The organism is Dyella sp. BiH032 (assembly GCF_031954525.1).
Taxonomy (GTDB): Bacteria; Pseudomonadota; Gammaproteobacteria; order Xanthomonadales; family Rhodanobacteraceae; genus Dyella_D.
This window is the reverse complement of record NZ_CP134867.1, coordinates 4,627,367-4,649,822: the sequence shown is the minus strand read 5'-3', so window position 1 is coordinate 4,649,822 and position 22,456 is coordinate 4,627,367. Positions and strand designations below refer to the sequence as shown.

General features: G+C 66.7%; 22 protein-coding genes. 18 read left to right on the top strand and 4 right to left on the bottom strand.

The genetic code is table 11. The features are described from left to right. Window positions 1–71 precede the first annotated feature (71 nt). A complete protein-coding gene (locus RKE25_RS20505; protein ID WP_311839932.1) occupies window positions 72–596 on the bottom strand; it encodes a hypothetical protein in 525 nt (174 codons plus the stop codon). Between the two features lie 161 nt (window positions 597–757). Here RKE25_RS20505 and RKE25_RS20500 point away from each other — a divergent pair, with 161 nt between their 5' ends. The 3 genes from RKE25_RS20500 to RKE25_RS20490 all read left to right on the top strand — a co-directional run bounded on the left by RKE25_RS20500 (window position 758) and on the right by RKE25_RS20490 (window position 3,675). After that, on the top strand, window positions 758–1,453 hold the full coding sequence (locus RKE25_RS20500; RefSeq protein ID WP_311839931.1) for a TetR/AcrR family transcriptional regulator: 696 nt from the start codon (window positions 758–760) through the stop codon (window positions 1,451–1,453). Window positions 1,454–1,661: 208 nt separating this feature from the next. Next, window positions 1,662–2,918, top strand: a complete 1,257-nt coding sequence (locus RKE25_RS20495) for an N-acetylmuramidase domain-containing protein (RefSeq protein ID WP_311839930.1) — start codon at window positions 1,662–1,664, stop codon at window positions 2,916–2,918. Between the two features lie 7 nt (window positions 2,919–2,925). After that, window positions 2,926–3,675, top strand: coding sequence for a hypothetical protein (locus RKE25_RS20490; protein WP_311839929.1), 750 nt, complete (start codon window positions 2,926–2,928; stop codon window positions 3,673–3,675). A 63-nt stretch (window positions 3,676–3,738) separates the two neighbouring features. Here RKE25_RS20490 and RKE25_RS20485 read toward each other — a convergent pair whose 3' ends face one another. After that, window positions 3,739–4,380 carry a YceI family protein gene (locus RKE25_RS20485; RefSeq protein WP_311839928.1) on the bottom strand — a complete coding sequence of 214 codons (642 nt, stop codon included), beginning with the start codon at window positions 4,378–4,380 and terminating at the stop codon, window positions 3,739–3,741. A 235-nt stretch (window positions 4,381–4,615) separates the two neighbouring features. On the opposite strand from RKE25_RS20485, the gene RKE25_RS20480 reads away from it, so the two are divergent. Further along, entirely contained in the window at window positions 4,616–5,539 is a 924-nt protein-coding gene (locus tag RKE25_RS20480; RefSeq protein ID WP_311839927.1) for a winged helix-turn-helix domain-containing protein, read from the top strand. Between the two features lie 82 nt (window positions 5,540–5,621). After that, on the top strand, window positions 5,622–6,212 hold the full coding sequence (locus RKE25_RS20475; RefSeq protein WP_311839926.1) for a hypothetical protein: 591 nt from the start codon (window positions 5,622–5,624) through the stop codon (window positions 6,210–6,212). Between the two features lie 42 nt (window positions 6,213–6,254). Here RKE25_RS20475 and RKE25_RS20470 read toward each other — a convergent pair whose 3' ends face one another. Then, window positions 6,255–7,799, bottom strand: a complete 1,545-nt coding sequence (locus RKE25_RS20470) for an MFS transporter (RefSeq protein ID WP_311839925.1) — start codon at window positions 7,797–7,799, stop codon at window positions 6,255–6,257. Between the two features lie 253 nt (window positions 7,800–8,052). Between RKE25_RS20470 and RKE25_RS20465 the strand changes: the two genes are divergently transcribed. The 5 genes from RKE25_RS20465 to RKE25_RS20445 all read left to right on the top strand — a co-directional run bounded on the left by RKE25_RS20465 (window position 8,053) and on the right by RKE25_RS20445 (window position 11,330). Further along, entirely contained in the window at window positions 8,053–8,919 is an 867-nt protein-coding gene (locus RKE25_RS20465; RefSeq protein ID WP_311839924.1) for a LysR substrate-binding domain-containing protein, read from the top strand. A 110-nt stretch (window positions 8,920–9,029) separates the two neighbouring features. Continuing rightward, window positions 9,030–9,611 carry a hypothetical protein gene (locus RKE25_RS20460; RefSeq protein WP_311839923.1) on the top strand — a complete coding sequence of 194 codons (582 nt, stop codon included), beginning with the start codon at window positions 9,030–9,032 and terminating at the stop codon, window positions 9,609–9,611. A 157-nt stretch (window positions 9,612–9,768) separates the two neighbouring features. Further along, window positions 9,769–10,536 (top strand): hypothetical protein, encoded by a 768-nt coding sequence (locus tag RKE25_RS20455; RefSeq protein ID WP_311839922.1) that lies wholly within the window; start codon window positions 9,769–9,771, stop codon window positions 10,534–10,536. A 138-nt stretch (window positions 10,537–10,674) separates the two neighbouring features. Further along, on the top strand, window positions 10,675–11,106 hold the full coding sequence (locus RKE25_RS20450; protein WP_311839921.1) for a hypothetical protein: 432 nt from the start codon (window positions 10,675–10,677) through the stop codon (window positions 11,104–11,106). 35 nt (window positions 11,107–11,141) lie between these two features. Next, a complete protein-coding gene (locus tag RKE25_RS20445) occupies window positions 11,142–11,330 on the top strand; it encodes a hypothetical protein (protein WP_311839920.1) in 189 nt (62 codons plus the stop codon). Window positions 11,331–11,388: 58 nt separating this feature from the next. Here the strand turns inward: RKE25_RS20445 and RKE25_RS20440 are convergent, their stop codons facing one another. Then, entirely contained in the window at window positions 11,389–13,620 is a 2,232-nt protein-coding gene (locus RKE25_RS20440; protein WP_311839919.1) for a prolyl oligopeptidase family serine peptidase, read from the bottom strand. A 639-nt stretch (window positions 13,621–14,259) separates the two neighbouring features. Between RKE25_RS20440 and RKE25_RS20435 the strand changes: the two genes are divergently transcribed. The 8 genes from RKE25_RS20435 to RKE25_RS20400 all read left to right on the top strand — a co-directional run bounded on the left by RKE25_RS20435 (window position 14,260) and on the right by RKE25_RS20400 (window position 22,413). Further along, a complete protein-coding gene (locus RKE25_RS20435) occupies window positions 14,260–14,448 on the top strand; it encodes a DUF6229 family protein (RefSeq protein ID WP_311839918.1) in 189 nt (62 codons plus the stop codon). 71 nt (window positions 14,449–14,519) lie between these two features. Further along, window positions 14,520–17,384, top strand: a complete 2,865-nt coding sequence (locus tag RKE25_RS20430) for a type 2 lanthipeptide synthetase LanM family protein (protein ID WP_311839917.1) — start codon at window positions 14,520–14,522, stop codon at window positions 17,382–17,384. Between the two features lie 13 nt (window positions 17,385–17,397). Further along, window positions 17,398–19,095 carry a cyclic peptide export ABC transporter gene (locus RKE25_RS20425; RefSeq protein WP_311839916.1) on the top strand — a complete coding sequence of 566 codons (1,698 nt, stop codon included), beginning with the start codon at window positions 17,398–17,400 and terminating at the stop codon, window positions 19,093–19,095. A gap of 421 nt (window positions 19,096–19,516) precedes the next feature. Next, a complete protein-coding gene (locus tag RKE25_RS20420; protein WP_311839915.1) occupies window positions 19,517–20,107 on the top strand; it encodes a porin family protein in 591 nt (196 codons plus the stop codon). Window positions 20,108–20,211: 104 nt separating this feature from the next. Further along, complete coding sequence (locus RKE25_RS20415; protein ID WP_311839914.1) at window positions 20,212–20,592, top strand: hypothetical protein; 381 nt, start codon at window positions 20,212–20,214, stop codon at window positions 20,590–20,592. Window positions 20,593–20,619: 27 nt separating this feature from the next. Further along, entirely contained in the window at window positions 20,620–21,075 is a 456-nt protein-coding gene (locus RKE25_RS20410; RefSeq protein WP_311839913.1) for a hypothetical protein, read from the top strand. Between the two features lie 49 nt (window positions 21,076–21,124). Continuing rightward, window positions 21,125–22,000 (top strand): SAM-dependent methyltransferase, encoded by an 876-nt coding sequence (locus tag RKE25_RS20405; protein WP_311842451.1) that lies wholly within the window; start codon window positions 21,125–21,127, stop codon window positions 21,998–22,000. Window positions 22,001–22,047: 47 nt separating this feature from the next. Then, window positions 22,048–22,413 carry a hypothetical protein gene (locus RKE25_RS20400; protein ID WP_311839912.1) on the top strand — a complete coding sequence of 122 codons (366 nt, stop codon included), beginning with the start codon at window positions 22,048–22,050 and terminating at the stop codon, window positions 22,411–22,413. Window positions 22,414–22,456 lie beyond the last annotated feature (43 nt).

The window sequence follows — 22,456 nt, the reverse complement described above, 5'->3', positions numbered from 1 at the left end:
CGTTACTCCGCGCTCTGGACTTATCGGCGCAGGCGGGAAAAAGTTGAGCGTCCCGCCGCGCCTCGCACTGCTCAACCCGGCGCGGGCAAGCCGACATCGGCCGCGGGTTTCTTCCCAGGCCGGCGCACCAGCCGGTGGAACGCGGCGACGTGCGTGATCATCAGCAGCGGCACGTACAGCACCGGTATCGCATAGGCCGCACCCAGCTCGCCCGCCATCGCAGGAAGATTGGCGCGGATGGCGTGGCCGTAGTCCAGCAGCAAGTCCGCAGCGCCGACGGTGTTGAACGCGACGACGAACACCCAGAACAGCGGCCGCATCCGAACGGTGAGTAGCGCCAGCAGCGCGAGCAGCCCGGTGGCGAGGTCGGCCTGCGCGGCGAACGTGGCGAAGCTGTCCGGCAGGTGCGTGCCGACCACGCCGGGCATCATGAACACGAGGCCGAAGAAGCGGAAGCTGTGCAAGGTGGCGATGGCGCGGTGCGCGTCTATGGCGTCCATCGCCTGGAGCCTGGGATGCATGTACGTGCGGTAGCAGAGCAGCCACGCGACATAGCCGAGAACGAGTTGCGCATTGAAGATATAGGCCGGTGACATGAGCGTCTCCCGTGAACATGGGCACTGCTGAAACATTCGCAGCGGCATGGTGATGACACGCGTCGTTTCCCGGCGCGCGAGGGTGCGATTCATGTTGGTACCATGTAGTACCGACCGTGGCATGCTACGGTACCGGCGGGTACCGATACAAGGAGTTTGTTGTGAAGGCGAACAAGCGAGCGAATGCGGAGCCTGCCGGGTCGCCGCGGGAGCGGATCCTGCGCGCGGCGATGGAGTCGTTCATGGAAAGCGGCTACGCCGAGGCGAGCACTTTGAAGATCGCGACGCGGTCCAAGGTCTCCAAGCGCGAGCTGTACGCGCTGTTCGGCAGCAAGCAGGCAATGCTGGCGGCATGTATTGCCGACCGGGTGGGCAGCATGCCGCTGCCTGCCAGGTTGCCGTTGCCACAAAGCCGCGACGGCTTCGCCGATACGCTCACCGGGTTGGGCGCCACGGTACTCCGTGAAGTTGGCGATCCGGGTGTCATCGCGGTTTTCCGGCTCGCCATCACCGAGGCGCAACGCGCGCCGGAGGTGGCCGCCACGCTCGGGACCGCCCGTCGATCGATACGCACGTCCGTGTACGACGCCGTGGCCCAGGCGCAGGCCGCCGGCCTGATCGGCGCAGGTGATCCCATCGATATGGGCGAGCGCTACCTGTCCTTGCTGTGGGGCGACCTGATGCTGAGTCTGCTGCTGCGCCTGCGGGAAGCGCCGGACGCGGCGGAAGCCCAACGCCGCGCCGCCGCGGCGACGGAGGACTTTCTGCTGCTTTTCCCGGTCGCGCAGAGAACGGCTCGCCGCACCTCCGGGGGTCGGCAGGGAGACAAGCCAGGTACGGGTAGGAAGCGCCGTTGAGGCAAGGCGTCGGATATCGGCCAGACAGACGCGACCAGGGCGGTATCTCTGTGCGCTCCGCACCGACGTAAAGGCCCGCCTGCGCTCTGACGTCCCCGCACCTGTCATCCATGCCTGCGAACTAGGGAACACCCTAGTACCTCTGCCCGGTCCTGGAGGCCTACATTCGAGCAGTACAGCCAGCATCTTCGGCCAGGGAGTGATACCGATGACTTCGACCAGTAGCGTGGGTGGAAGCAACGATCATGGCGCATCGCAGTCATTGAGCGGTCCGCCTGCATCCACTTTCAATGGTTCGCCCCAGCCGGATGCGGTGCAGGGCATGACGCTGAGCATTCCGACGGCCACGCCGGCATTGAGCTTCAGCCATACCGTTGCCGTCGGCGAGACGGTCGATTCGATCGCCGGGCGCTACAACGTGGATGCCAACGCCATCCGCGCAGCCAACCCCGACCTGCTCGATCCGCTCGGCGGCAGCTTCGACGTCACCGCTTCGTTGCCGGAGCTGCAGGACGCGGTGAAGAACATGGAGCCGATGGTCGGCCTCAGCCTCACCATTCCCGCGGCCAATCCGCGCATGGTGATGGATCACGTGGTGACGTCCGGCGAGACGATGGAGTCGATCGCCCGGGACTACAGCGTGAAGGTCGATGCGCTGCGCCAGGCCAATCTCACCCAGCTGGCGCTGCAGGCAATGCTGACGGCGCCGCCGTCCATCGAGTCCGGGCCGGGCAAGCTCGGCGCCATCGACACCACCGGCCTCACCGGCGTGCAGCGCACCGTGGCGGACGTCTACAACAAATACGGCGGCACCATCGAAGCCTTGGCCGACAAGGCCGGCATCCAGGTCAAGGACGTGCTGGGCATCATCACCCAGGAAACCAGCGCGCAGATCGATCCCTATGCGCGCATGACCATCCGTTTCGAGGTGCATAAATTCGCGCAGGCCATCGACCCCACGCAGCAGGCGGAGTTCGATCAGCATTTCCAGTACAACCATGCGCCGAAAAAGGGCTACCTGGGGCACAAGTTCAACGCCACCGGCGCCCCGGACGACTGGCATGCCTTGCATCCCACCGGCAGCCCGAAGGACCAGGACATCAACTGGGATGCCTTCAACTATGCGTACGGCATGGACGCCGAGGCCGCCGCCGCTTCCATCTCGATGGGGCCCGGTCAGGTGATGGGCTTCAATCACACCAGCGTGGGCTATACCTCGGCCGATGCGATGTACAAGGCGTTGAAAGACAGTGCATACAACCAGTTTGCCGCGATGACCGATCACATCGCTGCCAACGCCGAACTGAAAAAGGATCTCAACGATGGCGACTACGACGCCTTCGCCAAGCTCTACAACGGCGGCATCGCCGGCTACGGCGAGAACGTGAAGAATTACGCGCAGGCGTTCGAAGACGTCACCGCGGGCATGAAGCCGCCGGCCCCGCCAGCCGTCACCCGGCACTGAGCGCGCCTTGCGACGGCCCGGTCTGCAGCAATGGTTATGGAGCCTCGCGGCTTTGCTGATGGCTGCGGCGATGCCGTCGGCGCAGGCTGCCGGCGGATGGGTCGTGCATCGCACCGGTAGCGACATGACGTTCGAGCGCGCCGGTCAGCGCTTCTCGCTCGCCGATTACGCCGCTCGCCGCGTCCCTTCCGGTTACATGCCGGGTACGGCGAACGAGGCCGGCTGCGAGATCGACATCGAGATGACTCCGCTGTCGCTGCAAGGCGATCTGCTCAGTGTCTGGATGGTGTACCGGACCCAGCCGGGCGATTGCGATCCGCCCTTGCGCAATGCGGGTACGCAAGCGGTAGTGGCCCTGCATTTGCCGGATGGCGAGCCGGCATCGCTGACGGATGCGCTGCCGCCGGATGCGGTACTTCGCGCGTTGCGCGGCACCGAGGCGGTACGCAGCCTGGCCGGCACCGCGCCCGCCGCGTCTCTGCCGGCCTTGCTCACCCAGTTGGATGCTGCCACCCGATCGCGTTGCGACCGGCGGATCACGCAGGCCTCTCTCTCGCAGTTCTATCTCGCGCCCGACCACGGCACGCCGCGTCTCCGCCTGGCCTGGATCAACGACTGCGGGCAGCTCGGCGACGAACCGGCGCTGGATGGCATTCCCCTGGACGTATCGGCCGAAGCACTGCCTGCGCCGATGAAGACATGGCAGGGCGAGCCGCCGCTGCAGCTGAGCTTCGTACCTTCCTCGCGCGGCAAATAGGCCATCGCGCCGCGCGGCCGGGAGAGCGCGGCGGCAGGCACCACCGCCTGCCGCCGGCCGCGATTACTTCTTTCCTGTCTTGGCCGCATCCGCCGCCGCTTCCTCCGCGTCTTTCTTCAGGTATGCCGCATAGCCCTTCGCCTCGTCGCCTTGCGTGGTGATGTGCAGCGTGACCTCGTCGCTGACCTGCGGCACGAACTTGCCGAGCCCGAAGTCCGAGCGCTTCAAGGTCGCCGTCGCCTCGATGCCGATCGCGGGCAGGTGGAGGCGCGGGTTGGTCCCGATCTTGTTGATGGTGACGTCGAACGTCACGGGCCGGGTAATGCCGCGCAAGGTCAGATCGCCCGTCACCTTCAGCTGGTTCGGCATCGCAGTAGTCTCCACTCGCGTGCTTTTGAACGTGGCGGCGGGATACTGCGCCAGGTCGAAGAAGGCGGGCGAGCGGAAATCCTCGTCCAGGTCGGGGATGCCGCTGCTGAGGTTGGCGAGGGGGAGGGTGACCGTCACGGATGCCTTGCGTGGCTGCGCCGGGTCGAACTCCAGCGTGCCCTCCGCCCGCGAAAACTGGGCCGTGGGGTGGGCGAAGTCCAGGTGGCTCCAGCGGACCGTGCCTGTCGTGTGATTGGGTTCCAATGTGTAAGTCGTCGCCCAGAGCGGGCAGGTGGCGAGGGCTAATGCGGCGGCGAAAGCAATGCGGCGAATCATGGGCAAGGCTCCTGGGCGGGGTCGTCGGGACGGTTGCGGTCTCCGGCACGCGCCTCGGCGTGCCCCGGCAAGGTGTCAGCGGGCGTCGGCGAAGTCCTGAAAGGGGCGCTGAAACGTTCTGAAGGCTTCTGAATGACCGGCCGGCGCCCCCATCTCCGCCTTGCGCCACCGCAAGTTGTCGCTCGCCGGGCCTTGGTGCGAAGATCGCCAACCGCCTATTCGTGCCGGGGAATCCATGAGCGACGCGCCATCCGCAGGCGAGCGGCCGATCCGCAGGACGTTGCGCGTCGGCGCATGGATCGTCGATCCCGCGGCCGACCAGATGGCGCAGGGCGACACCGTCGTCCGGGTGGAGGCGCGCACGATGCGGCTCCTGCTCTGCCTGGCGCACCGCGCCGGGGATGTGGTCAGCATCGACGAGCTGTTGAGCGAGGTCTGGGCCGGCGTCATTGTCACGCCCGATTCGGTGTACCAGGCGATCACTTCCCTGCGCCGCCTGCTCGGCGACGACCCCAAGCAACCGGCGTACATCGCCACCGTGCCGCGGCGCGGCTATCGCCTGATCGCGTCCGTCGACACTTTGCCGGAAGGCGCGGCCTCCGCAGTGCAGCCGGCGCCCGCCGAGGCGATGGGGCCGGAGCGCGGCGGGGTGCCGAAACGGGAACTCGGTCCGGCTGTGCGTGCCTCGCTGGCGCTCGGCATTCTGCTGCTTCTGTGTGGCGCGGTGTCCGCATACTGGTGGCTGCGCGATCGTCCGGCCGACGCGCACGCGGCCAAGTCGATCGCGGTCCTGCCTTTCCTCGACCTGACCGATGCGATGAACGAGGAACCGTTCGCCGACGGCATGACGGAAGAGCTGATCGACAAACTGAGTGCCGATCCCGGCCTGCGGATCTCCGCGCCGACCTCCTCGTTCTATTACAAGAACAAGCGGGTGCCGGTCGCCGACATCGCCCGCTCGCTCGGCGTGACCTATGTCCTCGACGGCAGCGTGCGTACCTCGGGCGCGACGATGCGCGTCGCCGCGCGGCTGGTGCGGGCGGGCGACGGCTTCGTGGTCTGGTCGGGCACCTATGACCGGCCGCTGGGAGACAAACTCAAGGTGCAGGACGACATTGCCGGCGAAGCGGCCGACGCGTTGAAGCGGACGCTTCCATAGGCGCGTCTTTCGTATTGCGGGTGGATGAATAGGGGCGTGCGACCGGCCCTGCGCAAGCCGCGCAGTGGGCTAGCGGATGGACATGCGTTGGCAGCAACAGGGGGACAGGAAAATGCATCGCACCTTTCGGTGGGCCGGCTTGTCCCTGGTGTTCGGGCTGTGGTCCGGGGCGGCGTCGGCGGAGACCGGGGGATTGCCTCCCTGGCATTTCGGCATGACGCCGCAGCAAGTATCGGCGTTCGCGGACTATGGTCCTTACCGAGCTTTCGGCAATGGAGACGTGGAGACCTATGCCGGCTTGTTCGACGGGCGCAAGGAGAACGTGCAGTTCTTCTTCAAGGACGGCAAGCTCGCGCGCATCGGCGTCTATCTCTATGAAGGCCAGGATCTCAAAGAGGCCGCCAAGGCCTGGGGCCGGACCTATGCCACGCTGAAGTCGATGTTCGGCGATATCGAACTCCCCGACGTTCATGTCGTCGGTGAAGACAAGGCGCTCACGCCCGAGCAGGTCGGCGCGGCCGGCGGCGCCAACACGGAGGTGACGGGAAAATCGCAGATGGCACCCATAAGGCAGCCGGCGGATAAGTTCGTATTCGCCAGCTTGCGGCGCGCGACGACGCAGGGGCAGGTGTTCTACTACGTCACGGTGTATTACGACCCGCCGCGTTCCTGAGCGGCGATATCGCGAGCGACGCCGGTTGGTACTGATGACAGGCTAAGCCGCATGGCGCTGATCGTCATAACGACGCGGAGCGATTGCAGCGTTGGACGCCGGTCCAAATGTCACGAAGCTTGCGATGGCCAGCACCCACGCGCCGACTCCGGCATAAAGCATCACCCAGCGAAACCCTTGCTTGAGCGCATCATGCGCGACAGCCGCCGTACCGGCCTGCACCGCACCGAGCGACGCCGGGTCACCTGAAGCCATGCGATTGGCAAGGTCGCGCAGCACCGCGGGATCGATGTCGGCGAACCCCACATGCCGGAGATACGCCATCACGCCTTCGATCAGCAGGAAGCCCATGAGCGCGATGTTGATCGCCAGCGTGATCAGACGTGCGCTCATGTCGATGCCGGAGGCCATGCCTGCGCGGGCGGCGGGCACGGCGCCGGTGGTCGTGTTGGTGACCGGTGTATTGGTCATGCCCAGGCCGATGCCGGCCAGTACGCAGCCGCTCAGCAGTGCCGGCAGACCCAGGCTGGTCGAACCATGCAGCTGCATCACCAGGAAGCCCAGGCCGATCGTGAACAGGCCGGCCGGGATCACGGCGCGCGGCCGGTAGCGCACGGTCAGGCGTTCGGCGAGCGGGGGTACCACCAAGGTCGGCAAGGTATAGGCCAGCAGCGCCGTGCCCGTGGCGACGGTGCCGTAGCCGAGTACCGACTGGAAGTAGATCGGCAGGTAGATCATGAAGGGCCAGAAACTGAAGTTCATGCCCATGGAACCGCAGAGCGCGCCGGCAAATGGCCGGATCCGGAAGACCGCGAAATCGAACATTGGATGGGCGCGGTGTTTCTCCACGTAGACAAACACGATGAAGCTCGCGACGGCCGCCGACAGCGCGCCCAGCGTCGCGGGGCTGCCCATGCCGAGCGCCGGTCCCTGCGTGATGAAGAACGTCAGGCCGAATACCGCCAGCGACATGGACAGCATGCCGGCCACGTCCAGGTGCCGCGCCTCCGGATCGCGCGATTCGTCCACGCTCCACGCGACCAGTGCCATGGTGAGCAGCGCCAGCGGTGCCTGGATCAGGAACACCCAGGTCCAATCGAGCAGTACGGCGATCGCGCTGCCGATCATCGGGCCGAAACCCAGTCCGACGCCGAAGATGATGCCCCACGCGGCGAACGCCCGGCTGCGCCCCGTTCCGTGCTGGAACTGGTGCGACAGCGCGGCGATCTGGCAGATCACCATGGCACCGCCGCTCATGCCTTGCAGGAAGCGCGCCGCGATCAGCACTGACGCATCGCGCGCCCATCCGCAGGCCAGCGAAGTCAGCCCGAAGGCAAGCACGCTCAGCAGCAGCACGCGCCTGCGGCCGTAGCGATCGGCCAGCGTGCCGGCGGCCATCAGCACGGTGGTGCAAGCGATGGTGTAGGCATTCATGACCCACTGCGCGCCGCTGAAGCCTGCATGCAGCTCCTTCTCGAGGGTGGGCAGCACGGCGGGCACACTGGAGATCTCCAGGCCGAACATCAGCGCGGCAAGGCAGATGGCGACGGCGGCAACGGCGTTGCGATGGGCGGAAGAAAGAGACACGGCTCGCTCCGGCAGTGTGGCGTGAGGGCCCTTTGCTCATGCGCGCAGGCGCCGGCGCGCGGTCGTCCGTGTCGCGTGCGGGTCGTCGCGAAAGGCTGGGGGCGTCGGCGTAACCGTCCGGCCGCTTCATGGCGGAAGGGGGCACGGTTGCGACGGCGAATGGATGGCAAGGAGAGATTGTCGGCGCCGTGCGTGTATGACGGAAATGATTTATTTTTGTGGCCGCCATTAAAGGCCGTCATCAATCGATGCCATGGACTTCGACCCCTCCCTGCTGCGTGCCTTCGTCGTCGTCAAGGAAGCCGGCGGCTTCACCCGCGCGGCACAGCGCCTGAACCTGACGCAATCCGCGATCAGCCATCAGATCCGCCGGCTGGAGGAACAAGTAGGCCGGCAGCTGCTGTTCCGCACTACGCGCGCCTTGACGCTGACCGAGGATGGCGAGGATTTCCTGCAGTACGCGGAGAAGATCCTCGACACGCTGGACACCATGTCGCAGCGTTTCCGGCCGTCGCCGATCTCCGGCGTGGTGCGCTTCGGTGTGCTGGAGAATTTCCTCGGCGACCGGCTGCCCGCGCTATTGCGCCAGTACGGCCGGGCCTTTCCGTCGGTGCGGCTCGATGTGAGCGTCGGCATGAATCTCGACCTGATGCCGATGATCAAGGCCGGCGAACTCGATCTGGCGGTGGTGATGCTCGCGCCGGGCAGCAAGGAGGGGACGCCGCTGCGGCGCACCCAGTTCGTGTGGGTCGCCGCCGAGACGTTCGATCCGGCGCCGGGCGAGTCGCTGCCGTTCGCGTTCTTTCCCTCGCCTTGCATCAACCGCCAGGTGGGCCTGGCTTCGCTGGAAGGGCGCCAGATTCCCTGGCACGTCGTGTTCACTTCGCAGAGCCATCAGGGCATCCGCGCCGCGATCCTGGCGGGCTTGGCCGTCACGGTGCTGGCGCGGGACGACGTGGAGCCCGGCATGAGGATCGTCGACGGCCACTATGGCCTGCCGTCCTTGTCGAAGGTCGACTTCAGCCTGGTCTGGAGCGACGGCGGCAGGACGCAGGCTGCATTGGAGTTCGGCCGGCTGATCGAGCAGATGACGCGCACGGGGCCGGGCCGGCGCGCGTAAGCCGCGTGGGGCGGCTATTCCCGGCGGGCCGGGTTTCCAGGATCATGCGCGCCAGTCAGGGGACATCGCGACGAATGGGGGCGTCGGGTGCCATGCGGAAATGGGGGCTTGTGCTGCTCGCGGTCTTGGTCGGCCTGGTCGTGCTCCACGGCCTGCGCCAGCGGCCGCGTGTGCCGCCGCCCGGAACGGTGGTGGCGGACGTTCCCAGGCAGGACGATCTGGACCACGGCTCGCGCCTGCAGCGCGGCGACTTCACGCTGACTACCCGCGCGCGATTCGAGCTGACGGCCCGCGTGCTGTCGCGCGAGGACTATCGCTTCGACGCCGGTGCCGCGCTGGCACCGGTGGACCTTGCGCTGGGATGGGGGCCCATGTCCGATGGTGCCGTGCTGGCGAAGATTTCGATCAGCCAGGGCAATCGCTTCTACCACTGGCACGTCGACGAGTTTCCGATTCCGCGGCGAGACATCGAAACCTCCAGCGCCAACATGCACATGATTCCCGCCAGCGACGTCGTGCGGCGCGCGTTGGAGCGCGTGCATACCGGCGAGGTGGTCCATCTGCAAGGCTTCCTGGTCGATGCCAGCCGGCCCGACGGTTGGCAATGGCATACCTCGATGACGCGCGAGGACACCGGCAACGGCGCGTGCGAGCTGGTCTACGTGGAAGACATCGCCGAAGCCTCGCCCTGAGGCCTCTTCGCACGGGGACGTGGCCCGTGCAAGGCCGCTGCGCAGACAGCCTCGTGCAAGCCTGATCGATGCGAGCGCCCGCGGTGCGACCGTGAGCTATGCTCCGCCTGCCGAGCGCCGGACGTTCGTTCCGCGGCATCGGCCAAAGGGGGAAATCATGAATGATTCGGTCCAGCGCGCGGCGCAGCGCATCCTTGCGACGATGAAAGCCATGCACCATGGCGACTTCACTTATCTGCCCGCCCGCGAGGTGGACTTCAGGCATCTCGATCTCGGCGCGTATCGGCAATTTCTCGGCCAGCATGAAGCGAAGGATTTCCGGTACCTCAGCGACATCGAAATCGCCGAGATTTCCGCCTCGCCCACCACGCTGGTGGCGCGGACCTTCATCCGCAGCATGGTTTCCGCGCACGGCACGGTGGTCGCGGACTACTACCAGGTCAAGCCGCGCATGGGGCGACTGCTGCGCATGTTGCTGCGCGGCCTCGCCAACGGGCGCTGGCGCGATGCTCCCCGATTCTTCTTCAAGACGCTGAAGACCAAGCACTGCGTGGGCTATACCACGGAGTTCGGCGATGGCCATTTCATCGTGACCAGCAATGCGGAGTCGGCGGGCATGATGGGCTCGCCGCCGACCATCGACAGCGCGTTCCATCCCTATGGCACGCCCGCGTCCGCTGTTATGGAAGATCACTTTGCGCGCCTCAAGAGCCGGCTGGCGCAGTCGCCCGGACTGCGTCCGCAATGTCTGCACACCGAAGACGAGCTGCAGCAGCGCCGGGTACGCATGAAGCGCCAGAAGGACGCCTATCGCGAGGCGGTGAACTGGGTGTCCAAGGAAGAGCTCGAGCGGATGTCGCCCCATAGTCCGCTGTTGGCGGCGGCCGTATACGAGGAAGTGCGCAGGCAGCTTGGCGCTGTGTAGGTTGTCCTGGCGACTGGAGCGAGGCGAGGAAGCCAACCATAGGACGATCTGCCAAGAGGTGGTCCCGCCGTGCAGGCGCATGGCACCCGTGCTAACGTGCCGGCGCGGCTGGGGGAGCCGCGTCCACAGGGGAAAACCATGGCTAATCGCCATCAGCCGGTACGCTGGTACTGGCCGACGCTCGACAACCTCGCCGATGCCATCCAGGCGTCCAATCAGGGCATGTGGGCGGCGGCTTTCTGCGCCGCAGCCACGGCCATCATGGCGACGGTGAGCATCTTCATGGCGCATGGCGCCAACGGCCTCATGGGCGTCACGCCTGCCGCATATCTCGATGCCGTGCTCTTCGCGGTCATCGCCTGGCGGATCCGCGCGCGCTCGAAAGTCTTCGCCGTCGCCGGACTAGGCCTGTTCCTGATCGAGAAGATCTACCAGCTCGCCACCCAGCCGCAGACCTTGAGCTTCGGGTTCTTCATCGCCGTGATTCTGCTGCTGTGCTTCATCAGCGGCGTGCGTGGCAATTTTGCCTACCGCCGCTTCGCCGCGGAAGGCGCGGCGCAGGAAGCGTGACAGCGACACACCCCGGCAAGGGAAGGGAGGAGCCGATGAAGAGGAAGCATGTGTCCTGGGGCCTGTGGGCGGTCGGCGCCACGCTGATCGCGCTGAGCTGTATCGGCACGGTGGACAGGCAGTTCGGCTGGATGGGCTTCTTCGCCGGACTGGCCGGAAGTGTACGCCGGCCCGGTCCGGCCGATCTGGAAGAGAACGCCTGGAAGCGCGTGGACGAGGAATAGCGCTGGTCGATGCGCCCACCGCTCATGTCGTGAGCAGCGGCGCATCGGTGCTGGACGCTCAGGGCGTCGGCAGCTGCGCGTCGAGGAACGCGTAGATGTCCGCATACTCCGCCGCCTCGGCGCCCAGCGAAACCTGGATGCCGTGCCCGCCGTTGGCATTGGTGCGGATCCAGATCGGCTTGCCACTGGTGTTGGAGGCACGCAGCTTCGCGGCGTACTTGCCGGTTTCCCACGGCGATACGCGGCTGTCGTTGAGGCCGACGTTGAGCAGCACCGGCGGATATGCCGTCTTGGGGCGGATGTTCTGGTACGGGTCCATCGCCAGCATGAAGGGAAAGTCGGAGGCCTGGCGCGGGTCGCCCATCTCGCCGATCAGGTTGGCGCCGTTGGCGGCGTGCATCAGGCGCACCGGATTGAGCACCGCGACGCGGAACACGGCCGCGCCAAACTGCTTGGGATAGTCGTCCACCGCCTTGCCGATCAGCAGGCCGCCGCCGCTGCCGGCGATGAGCGCGGTGCGGTCCGGACGGCTGTAGCCCAGTTCGCTCAGGCGTGCCACGCCGGCGATGAAATCCTCTACGCCCTTGTGCTTGTTCGGGCCCTTGCCGGCGATGTGCCAGTCCTCGCCCTTCTCGCCGCCGCCGCGCACGTGCGCATAGGCGAAGACGTTGCCGTGCTTGACCCATTCCAGCCGTACCGGCGCGAAGGTCGGCACCACAGAGAGGCCGAAGCTGCCGTAGGCGTACAGGATGGCGCGATGGCTGCCATTCGTCGCGGCATCCTTGCGATGCAGGATGGTAAGCGGCACGCGCGTGCCGTCCTTGCTCACCAGCTCGGTCTCGGTCACTTCGACCATGCTGTAGTCGGCGGGGCTCGCCTCGTCCTGGCCGAGCGTGTGCATGGTGCGATCGGCCGGGTCGTAGCGCCACGACTTCGGCGGCGTGGTCCAGCCGCGCAGTTCGAGCAGGAAGCCACCCTGCTCGCCATAGGCGTGGAACAGCGAGGCCGTGCCGGGCAGTGGCATCGGTACCGCCTCGTCCTCGCCGGTGGCGTAGTCGATGCGGCGGATGCTGTCGGTGCCGTTCTTGGCCACTTTGACGTACAGCGCATCGCGCGCCGCGACGAGCGTCTGGGTATCGGTCAGCGTGATGCCGACGATGATCTCGTCATCCTGCAGCGGCAGGAGCGGGCGCGCGTCCGCGAGCGTGGCGTCGGGGCGCGCCAGGTCCAGCGCGAGCAACTGTCCGTTGGAGTGCGTGCGGGCCGAGACCAGGTAGAGCGTGTCGCCGTGGAGTGCGGCCGCCTGCACCTTGTCGTCGAGGCCGGCGATGCAGCGCCAGTTCGCGTCCGCTTTGACGGCATCGGCCTGGAGCGCCACGCAATAGCGCATCTCCGGCTGCGCGCCGGAGGCCGCGGCCAGCGCCCAGCGCGATCCGGCAGGGAAGTCCACCGTGGGAAAACGGTTGGAAGGAATGGGGAAGGAGGCGTTGCTGCCTTCGCCGTGGCCGGCACGCAACAGGAACGGGTCTTGCGCCGGGGGCGTGCCGAGGCGGTGGAAGCGCAAGCGCATGTCCTGGATCGGATCGCCCCCGGTGCGCTGGTCCGGTGGTGCCATCTGGGTATAGGCAAAGCCGCTGCCATCGGGCAGCCAGTCCGCGCCGAACTCGCCCCATACGGGTTCGACCGCGTCGCCGGTCGATTTACCGGTGTCGACATCGAACACTTCCAGCCGCGTCACTTCCTTGCCGCCGCGGTCGGTGTTCACCGCCACCTTGCTGCCATCGGGCGAAGGCACGTAAAGGGTGATCGAAGCGTGGCCGCCTTCGACCTGCTGCGCGGCCGGATCGAGCAGTACGCGCTCGGTACCGTCTTTCTCGCGCACCATCAGCGTGCCGCTGCCCTGGCCCTCCTGGCGGATGAAGAACAGTTTCCCGCCCGCATAGCGCTGCATGCGGTGGATCACCGTGCCGCCGCTGGTCTTCTGCAGGATCTCCTGCCACGACTTCAGCGTGGGCAGCGCATCGAGCTTGGCGCGTGTGTACTGGCCTTGTGCGGTGAGCCAGCGCTGGAACTCGGCGTTGTTCTCGCCTTCCATCCAGCGATAGGGATCGTGCAGCGTCTGTCCGAAGACGTGCTCGACCACGTCGTCCGCCCGCGCCCGCGGCGGATCGTCTGTCTTCCCGTCGGTCACGGTGGCGTGGGCCGATAGCGGATTCAGCGCGAAGGCACAGACGGCGAGCGCGAGGCGAAAAGCAAGCCGCTGACGTTTTGGCGAAGAGCTGCAAGCCATGAAGATGTCCTCGGGGAAAGCGCGGGAGTGGGCGAAGGGTAGCGTTTTAGCGGGAACCGCGAATCCGCGCCGCCATTCGTCATGCACGTGACGGAATGTGATCGCCATCGCATTGGACAAACCTGGCCGGGATGAAGAAACGCGCATCGACGACCGGCAAACCCAATGGCGACGCGGGATCACATTCCCTTCACGCGGATCGTTGATTGATAAATCTTCGGACATATCGGCATGCCCGCCAGGGCATTTCAAGGACACGGCCACAGCAGGTGGCCAGAGCGCATGCAGGGGGCATCGCGTGATGGAGCAGACAGGGCGAGACTGGATCGCCACCAGGGGAGTCACCGATGGCAAGGACGTCGATGGCAAGGAAGCGGTCCATCGTCGCGCACGACGCATGACCCCGCTGCCGTTGTCCATGCGCAGGACCGCCATCGCGCCACCGTGTTCGTGTGTGTTTTCGCCTCCGCGCGACGTCCGCGCTTCTTTTCCGCCGTATCGCCCCGCACCGGCCTGAACGCCGGATCATCGCGGCCGCGCAAGGCGTCGGTATCTCATCGCAGCAGCGCTCACTGCGGTAAGGCACGTGCGTCCATCGAGCGCCTTGTTCCAACTCAATCAACGTAAGGAGTGACACCCATGCAGACCGAGAACATCCTGGAAGGTTGGCTGAAGGGCTCCGATAGCGTGAACGGCTACGCCAACCCGGCGGGCCCGCTGTACACCGAAGGCCAGGTGGTGACCATTGCCGCCGTGACCAATACCGACATCGCGCTGCTGACCAACTGCAGCTCGTGCACGGCGTCGCGCCCCGTCCTGTGTTGTTGATGTGACTTCGCCGCAGCCGTGGCGCGCCACGGCTGCGGACGAACCTTTTTCCTGACCGCCGGGGATGGAGCATGAGCGAAGCGCCTTCGAACGATACGTTCCTCGTCATCATCGATTTCCTCACGGCCGATGCCCGGCAGGCGATGACGGAACGGCTGCTGTCGGTGCCGGGACTGGGCGCCGAGGAACGCGCCGTGCTCCTGCAGGAGGCGTTGCGCGCGCTGCGCGAGAGCGCCTCGCGCAAGCTCAACCGCGTGTTGCTGCTGGAACTGCACGCGGCCAAGCTCTCCGGGCAGCTCACGGCGGAAGACGAGCGCGAGAAGTTCGTGCAGTTCCTGGAGCTGGCCACGCAGGAGCCGTTCAAGGATGCCTTGCGCCGGCGCTATCCGGTGCTGGAGGCGCGGCTGGGCCGCGCGCTGGCGCAACTGGGCAACGCCATCGTCACCATGGCCGCGCGGATCGCCGAAGACCGCGAAGCGCTGTCGGCGTTCATCGGTCGTCCCCTCGGTGCCTTGCAGGCCGTCCGGCTGGGCGAAGGCGATGTGCACGATGGCGGGCAGACCGTGGCGCAGCTCGCATTCGCCGGCGGCAAGGCGATGTACAAGCCGCGCTCGCTGCGCGTAGACGCGGTATTGGCGGCTTTTCTCGACGGCCTGTTCGAAGGCGAGGCGGATCCTATCCGCGTGCCTTCCGTGCTCGATCGCGGCGCCTACGGGTGGACGGCTTTCGCCGAACACCGCTATTGCGCCGACGATGCGGAGCTCAAGACCTTCTATCGCAACATCGGCCATTGGCTGGCGGTGATGCGCCTGCTCGGCGGCACCGACATCCATCACGAGAACCTGATTGCATCGGGACCGGTGCCCTACGTGGTGGACGTGGAAAGCCTGTTCGTGCCCGATCCGCCCGGCAAGCCGTCCGGTCTGGGCCAGGCGGTCGACCTGGCCGACGCGATGATCCGCTCGTCGGTACTGCGCACCGGCCTGGTGCCGTTCCGCGCGCCGGTGCTTGGCCTGGACGGCGTGGACATCTCGGCGATCGGCGCGCTGCCCGGCGAGCAGCCGAAGATCCGCGTACCGGAGATCATCCGGCATGGCACCGCCGAGGCGCACTTCGGCCTGGTCAGCGTCGACATCGACGTGGCCAGGAACCACCCGTGCGAGCAACCGAACATCGCGCACTACTGGTCCGACATCGTCGATGGCTTCCAGGCGCTTACCGCCCGCTTCGCGGCGATGCATCGCGAGGGCGCGCTCGCGCCGAAGCTGGCGGCGTTCCTCGGCTGCCGCATCCGCCGCATTCGCCGGCCGACGCAGGTCTACGTGGAAATCCTGCGCATGCTGTGGCATCCGGCGTCGCTGCACGACGAGGCGGCCGCGATCGAGCGCGCGCGCGATCTGCTGGAAAAGAACTCGGCCGTCTCGCTGATCGCGCCGTCTGAGCCGGCGGCCATCGCGGCCGAGATCGACGACATGCGCTACGGCGACATCCCGGTGTTCGCCAACGCGCTCGACCAGGCGCAGCTCGACGAGGTCTTCCACGGCTGGCTGGCGATGCGCGCGGACCTGGAGGAACTCACCATCCGCGGTGCCATGGTCACGGCCCATCTCAATGCGCGCCTGAACGACGACCGGCGCGTGCCCTACGACCTGCGGCCGGCGCGGCCCAGCGCGGACGATCTGGACCGCCGCCGCCGCACCATGGCGGCGCTGACACTGAAAGAGTTGCTGCAACTGTCGGTGCGCGGCCAGGACGGCACGCTCACCTGGATCAGCCCGGTCCTCGGCCGCAGCGGCTGGGCCATGCGCAGCCTGGAGGCGAATCTCTACGTCGGCCTGAGCGGCATTGCCATCGCGCTAGCCGCCTATCAGCAGGAAATGCGGCATGGCCGCGTCGATGCGGTGGACGGCGTGGAAGAAGCGCTGGGCGGCGTGCTCAAGGTGTTGCGCAGCACTGAGGAGGCGCGGCCCGCCGAGGCGGTAGGCGGTTTCATCGGGCTGGGCTCGCAGATCCTCGCCTGGCTCACCCTGCATGAGCTGCAGCCGCAGTCCGGCTTCCTCGCCCTGGCGGTGAAGCAGGGCCATGCGATGGAGCAGTGGCCTTTCGACGACGCGCGCGTGCTGGACATCCTGGAAGGCGTGGCCGGCGCGATCGTGCCCGTGCTGCAGCTTGCCGACGCGACCGGGGACGCGCGCTGGCTCGAATTGGCGGCGAAGGCCGGGCGGCGGCTGGAGCAGGCCGCGATCGTCGATGAACGCGGCGCGCGCTGGCCGGCGTCTGTGTTCAACGAGCCGATCGGCGGCTTCGCGCATGGCGCCACCGGCATCGGCTGGGCGCTGACCCGCCTCGGGCTGAGTGCGGCCGGCCACGCGGAGGAGCGCCGGCGCTGGCTCGCCCTGGGCGAGGGCGCGTTCGACTTCGAGGAAACCTTGTTCCGCCCTGAACATGGCAACTGGATCGACGTGCGCAAGCCGGAAAGCCTGGACTTCCCCAATACCTGGTGCCACGGCAGCGTAGGCATCGGCCTTGCCGCGTGCGATCTCTATGCCCGCACGGGTGGCGAGCGCCATCTGGACGTGCTGCGCCGCGCGGTGCGCGTGGCCAGGCGCAGCGGCTGGGGCTACAGCCACACGTTGTGCCATGGCGACCTGAGTCTGTGGGAGCTGCTGTCGCGCGCGAGCCGGGTCGCGCCGGATCTGCAGCCGCCGGCGGGTATGCCCGACAGCGCGCTGATCCTTTCCAGCATCGAGGAGCACGGCATCGTGGGTGGCCTGGCCAGGGATGCATTCACGCCGGGGCTGATGAGCGGCATCTCCGGTTCCATCCTGCAGCTGGTGCGCATGCATCCGGATTGCGCGATGCCGTCGCCGCTGCTGCTGGAAAGCCGCGAGAGCGGGCAGCTGGCAGCGTTCGAGCGCGAACGGCTGTCGGCCTGAGGCTGCCCGCGCGATGATCCTCAGGCGCTTCCTGTATCGGCACTATCGGGCGCTCGCCGGCGCGGCGCTGCTGTCCTGCGCCAGCGCGGGTTGCACGGTGGCCCTGCTGTCGCACATCAACCGGCTGGCGTCGCAGGGCGTGCTCGGGCAGTCCCTGCGGCCGCTGCTGGTCGGCGTGGGCTGGCTGCTCGCCCTGCTGGCGACCAGCGCGTGCGCGCAGCTGATGCTGGCCCGGCTTGGCGGCAACCTGGTGGCGCAGTTGCGCATGGAGCTGTCGAAGCGCTTCATCGAACTGGAATACGAGAAGCTGGCCGAGCGCCGGCACACGGTGTTCGGCTCGCTGATCGACGACGTCGCCAACATCGCACCGCTGGCCCTGGTGGCGCCGCTCCTGGCCTACAACGTACTGCTGGCCGTGCTGTACGCGGGTTACCTCGCTACCGTGTCGCTGCCCCTGCTGGGCATGCTGGCCGTGTTTCTCGGCGCCACGTTCGCGGTATCGCTGGCCCTGGCGCGCGCCATGCGGGGCAAGCTGGACGAGCTGCGGCGCGCCAACGAAAAGGTGTTCGAGTACTTCCGCTTCATCAGCGACGGCAAGAAGGAGATGACCCTCAATGCCGCGCGCGCGGCGCATTTCACCGGCGAGCTGATGACGCCGGCGATTCTGCGCGCGCGCGGGCTGATGGTGCGGGCCTATACCGGCCTGGGCCTCAACGAGGCCTGGTCGATGGCCGTGATGTACGGCGCCATCTTCCTGATCGTGTACCTGGGCTATGCGTTGCTGGGACTGACGCAGGACACCATCGTGCACTTCGTGATCGGCGCGGTCTTCCTCGGCGGGCCGGTCGGTTTCATCGTGAGCGCGGGACGGCAGGTCGCCGTCGGCACCGCGAGCCTCAGGCATCTGGAGCGCATGGGGCTGGATACCGCGACGGAACGTCCGGAGTCCGCGCCACGTGCGGCCGGGGCGCATGCGCAGGAGGGCTGGAGCCAGATTCGCCTGGAGGGCGTCTGCTACAGCTATCCGGGCAGCACGGGAGCGAAGCCCACGATCGGGCCCATCGATCTCACCGTCGCGCGCGGCGAAATGCTCTTCATCGTCGGCGGCAACGGCAGCGGCAAGTCGACGCTGCTGCTTCTGCTCAGCTCGCTGGTTGCGCCCCATGAAGGGCGCATGGCGATCGACGGCACGCCGGTCGATGCCGATCTGCGCTGGTATCGCGAGCGCTTCACGGGCGTCTTCGGCGACTTCTTTCTTTTTCCGCACGTGCTCGATGCGGAAGGCCAGCCGCTTTCGGACGCGCGCATCGGCCAGCTGCTGGACGTGCTGGACCTGGGCGAGCAGGTGCAGACGCACGAGGGCGAGCTGTCGCGGCTGGCCCTTTCCACCGGGCAGCGCAAGCGGCTGGCGCTGTTGCAGTGCTATGCGGAGGACCGCGACATTTTCTTCTTCGACGAATGGGCTGCGGACCAGGACATTCACTTCCGCGATTACTTCTATCGCAGCCTGCTGCCGGCGCTGAAGGCGAACGGCAAGACGGTGATCGCCATCAGCCACGACGACCGGTATTTCTCTATGGCCGATCGGGTGATCACGCTGGAGGCGGGGGCGGTGGTGTCGGATGTGCGGCAGGTCAGCCAGGGGGCGTCCGGTCTTTCTTCCGCGGGGAAGGTGGTTCCACGGGAAATCCCTTCGGTCACGTCCGGATGAGCGAGCGGGATTCGTGAGGTGAGCGCGGCGGTGCGAGGCATGTTTTGGGGTTTCTGCTTCTGCGCTCCGTAGGTCCCCTCATCCCAGCCCTTTCCCCGGCGGAAAGAGGGGCGGGCGGTCGGGAGAGGTTGGCTGCGCTCACTCGCGCCTCTGCCTGCTTGCTGCTAATGTCTTGCGCCGGATCGGCAAGCTGCCGGTCAAGTCAGGGGGCAGGGATGCGCTTTCGGCCAGAGGGATGGCTGTTCCATATCGTCAGGTCGCCAGGACACCGTCCGCCGCTGCGGAAACCGGTGCGCCGAGCTGTGCGCGCCTTGGTCGCCGCGGCCTGCCGAGGGATTTCACTCGCGCCGCGGGCGCACTTCAACCTCACCACGCACTTCAACCTCACCACGCATTTCAACGTCACTAGGGATAGGTACTCATGCGTCACTTGTTTCTGACCGCCTCGCTGGGCGTCGCCCTGGCCGCCGCTTCGTTCGCCGCCCATGCCGGCAACGCGGACCCCGACCACATGTTCGTCAACGTCAGCGCGGGCGTGACGCACTCCAACGTGTCCGGCCTCACCGACAAGAACAGCTGGGGCTACGGCCTCAACCTCGGCTATCGCTGGCAGGACACCTGGGGTATCGAGGCCGGCTACGTCGACCTGGGCAAGCCGCAGGTCAAGGCCTTCTACAACGGCCAGCCGTACAAGCTCGACCTCAACGTCTCGGGCTGGACGCTGGGTGCCAACGGCCGCTGGACGTTCGGCGGCAACTGGCACGCCAGCGCGCGCCTGGGCGCGTTCTTCTCCAAGACCAAGCTCACCGCCGGCGGCTATCTCACTGGCGAGGATTCGAACACCGACACCAACCTGTACGTAGGCGCGGGCATCGGCTACGACTTCAGCCCCAACCTCAGCCTGGGTCTGAACATCGATCACTATCGCGCCAAGGCCAAGCGCATCATCGACGGCACCAACAGCCCGTACATGGCCTCGGCGACCTTGGAGTACCGTTTCAACATCCACTGACCGCTGCGGCGGAACGTGCTTCGTGCCGGGCGCGGCGCTGTTGCCCCGGCACGGATTCGATGGGAACGGGTACCAGCCCGCGCGGGCATCATCCGGGAGGCCACATGTTCGGGAAATGGTTTGGTACGAAAGGCAAGGCCGGCGGAGAGCCGCCCGCACGCGCCGCCGATTTCTCGCACGTCGATTCCCGCGAGAAAGCCGAGGCCCTGGTCGGGCAGGGCCAGCTGGAGAAGATCCACCTGTTCCCGCTGGAATTCGGCGGCGAAGACGTGCTGGCGAATATCACTTACGTTCCCGTGGGCGTGGGCCAGGCCAAGGCCATGGCCGACGGGACGATCCTGAAGCTGATCCAGGAAGGGCAGGTGACCCAGTACGCGGCCGCACCGGAATACAAGGGCAACAGCTTCGTGCCCGCCCGGATCGTGATCAAGGCCTGGAAACCGGATGCGGATGGCGCGTTCCATCCGACGATCGAGATCTGGTAGCTCGTTTCGCGTAAGTAGGAGCGGCAGGTGGGTGCTTCGGTCGAAGTCGTACTCTGCGTTGCAGTGTTCGTATTGGCACTGCCTCTGGGCGTCTATTACCTGTCCGGGTTCGGTGGCAGGACTGGAGCGAAGCTGTTGCGGGCCTCGTTCACGACTCAGCGCGCCATGGTCCACGGCAAGGAAATACCCACGACTGAGCTTCGCGTGGTGCACCGATGGCGCACCCATGCGGCAACCGATCGTTACGGCGTGGTCTATGCCATCGATGCCAACTGGCTTTGCCAGGACACCGATGGCCATTTCGCCGTGGCGATCGGCCAAGGCAGTGTCAGGGCAGGGGCAGCGAAGGCGTTGATCTCCATGGGCGAACAACCGCCGCTGGAGATCGCCTGGACTTGGCGTAGCCTTTCCGATGATCGCGTCAGGCATATGCTCACCGGGACCCCGCGCATCTATCGAAAGGTTTTCGGACGGGCGTCTTGACCAGCGGCATGACCTGGCAGATACGGGATCACACCACGCAAGTCCGGTAATCTTCGCCTCCCACCCTGGAGAAGACGCCGACGTGCCGCATTATTCCGGCCCCTTGCTCACCTTGCCCGCCGCCGAGTCGCTGTTGGCCGCGCGCGGTGCCGGCGCGGATACGTGGACGGGTTCGCTGGACCTGGAACGCTCGCGCGGCACGGCTGCGCTGCAGGCCGATGCCTGGGCGTGGAAGGGGGTGCATTATCCGTATCCCGGCAAGGTGAAGGAGCGCACCATCTATTACTGGGATGGCGACGAATTCGCGCCGGTGTCGCGGTTCTCCGGCTCGCTGATCAAGCTGGTGCCGACCGAATGGGGTGCGCCTACGTTCGAGATCGATGGCATCAAGATGCTGCCTACCTCGAAGGCATCGCCCGTCGACGATGCGCGGCAGAAGGTGGCGCTGGTGGAGCCGCGCGGCAAGGTGGTGCTCGATACCTGCGGCGGGCTGGGCTATTTCGCGGGCTGCTGCCTGGATGCCGGCGTGATGCGCCTCCTGTCGTTCGAGAAGAACGCCGACGTATTGTGGCTGCGCACGCTCAATCCGTGGTCGCCGGACCCGGAAGCGCCGGCGGCCGGCGGCCGCCTGCAGTTGACGCATGCCGACGTATCGCAGGCCATCGCCGCGCTGCCCGCGGCGTCGGTGGATGCGGTGCTGCACGACCCGCCTCGCTTCGGCATTGCCGGCGAACTTTATGCGCAGGCGTTCTACGATCAGCTCGCGCGCGTCATCCGCCGCGGCGGCCGGATGTTCCATTACACCGGCAGCCCCAACAAGCTGACCAGCGACCGGGACGTGCCGCGCGAAGTCGCGAAGCGGTTGGAGAAGGCGGGCTTCAAGGCGCAGCTGGCGCTGGATGGCGTGTTGGCGGTGCGGCGCTGAGAGAAGGGCCGCATGGCCAACAGGATGTTTTTCCCGGGGGAAGGACAGTGACGAAGCCCATACGGTTCTACGTGCGTCCCGTGTACCACGGTTCGGAACTGCTGGTGGAGATCGCCGACGACCATCGCGTCGACGGCTTTCCCGACCTGGCCGGCATCCTTCGCCACGAGCTGGGTGCCCGGCGGGAGCCCCATCCCGAAGGCATGGACAGGCCCGTTATTGCGCTGCTGCATCAGCGCTTTTTCAGCTATTGGACGTACGCCGGCGGCGCGTACGAGATCGACGACGACACCTGGGGGTTGTTCGTGACGGCAACGCAGAACCATGCCGCGGTGATCGCCGATATCGAGCGGGCCCTGCTGCGCACCGGGCAGTTCGTGAAGGAAGAGGTGGACTTCGCCAGGTATCGGTAGCCGTCCTCGTCGGCGGCGCCTTGCGTGGGCGATGCTAAAGTGC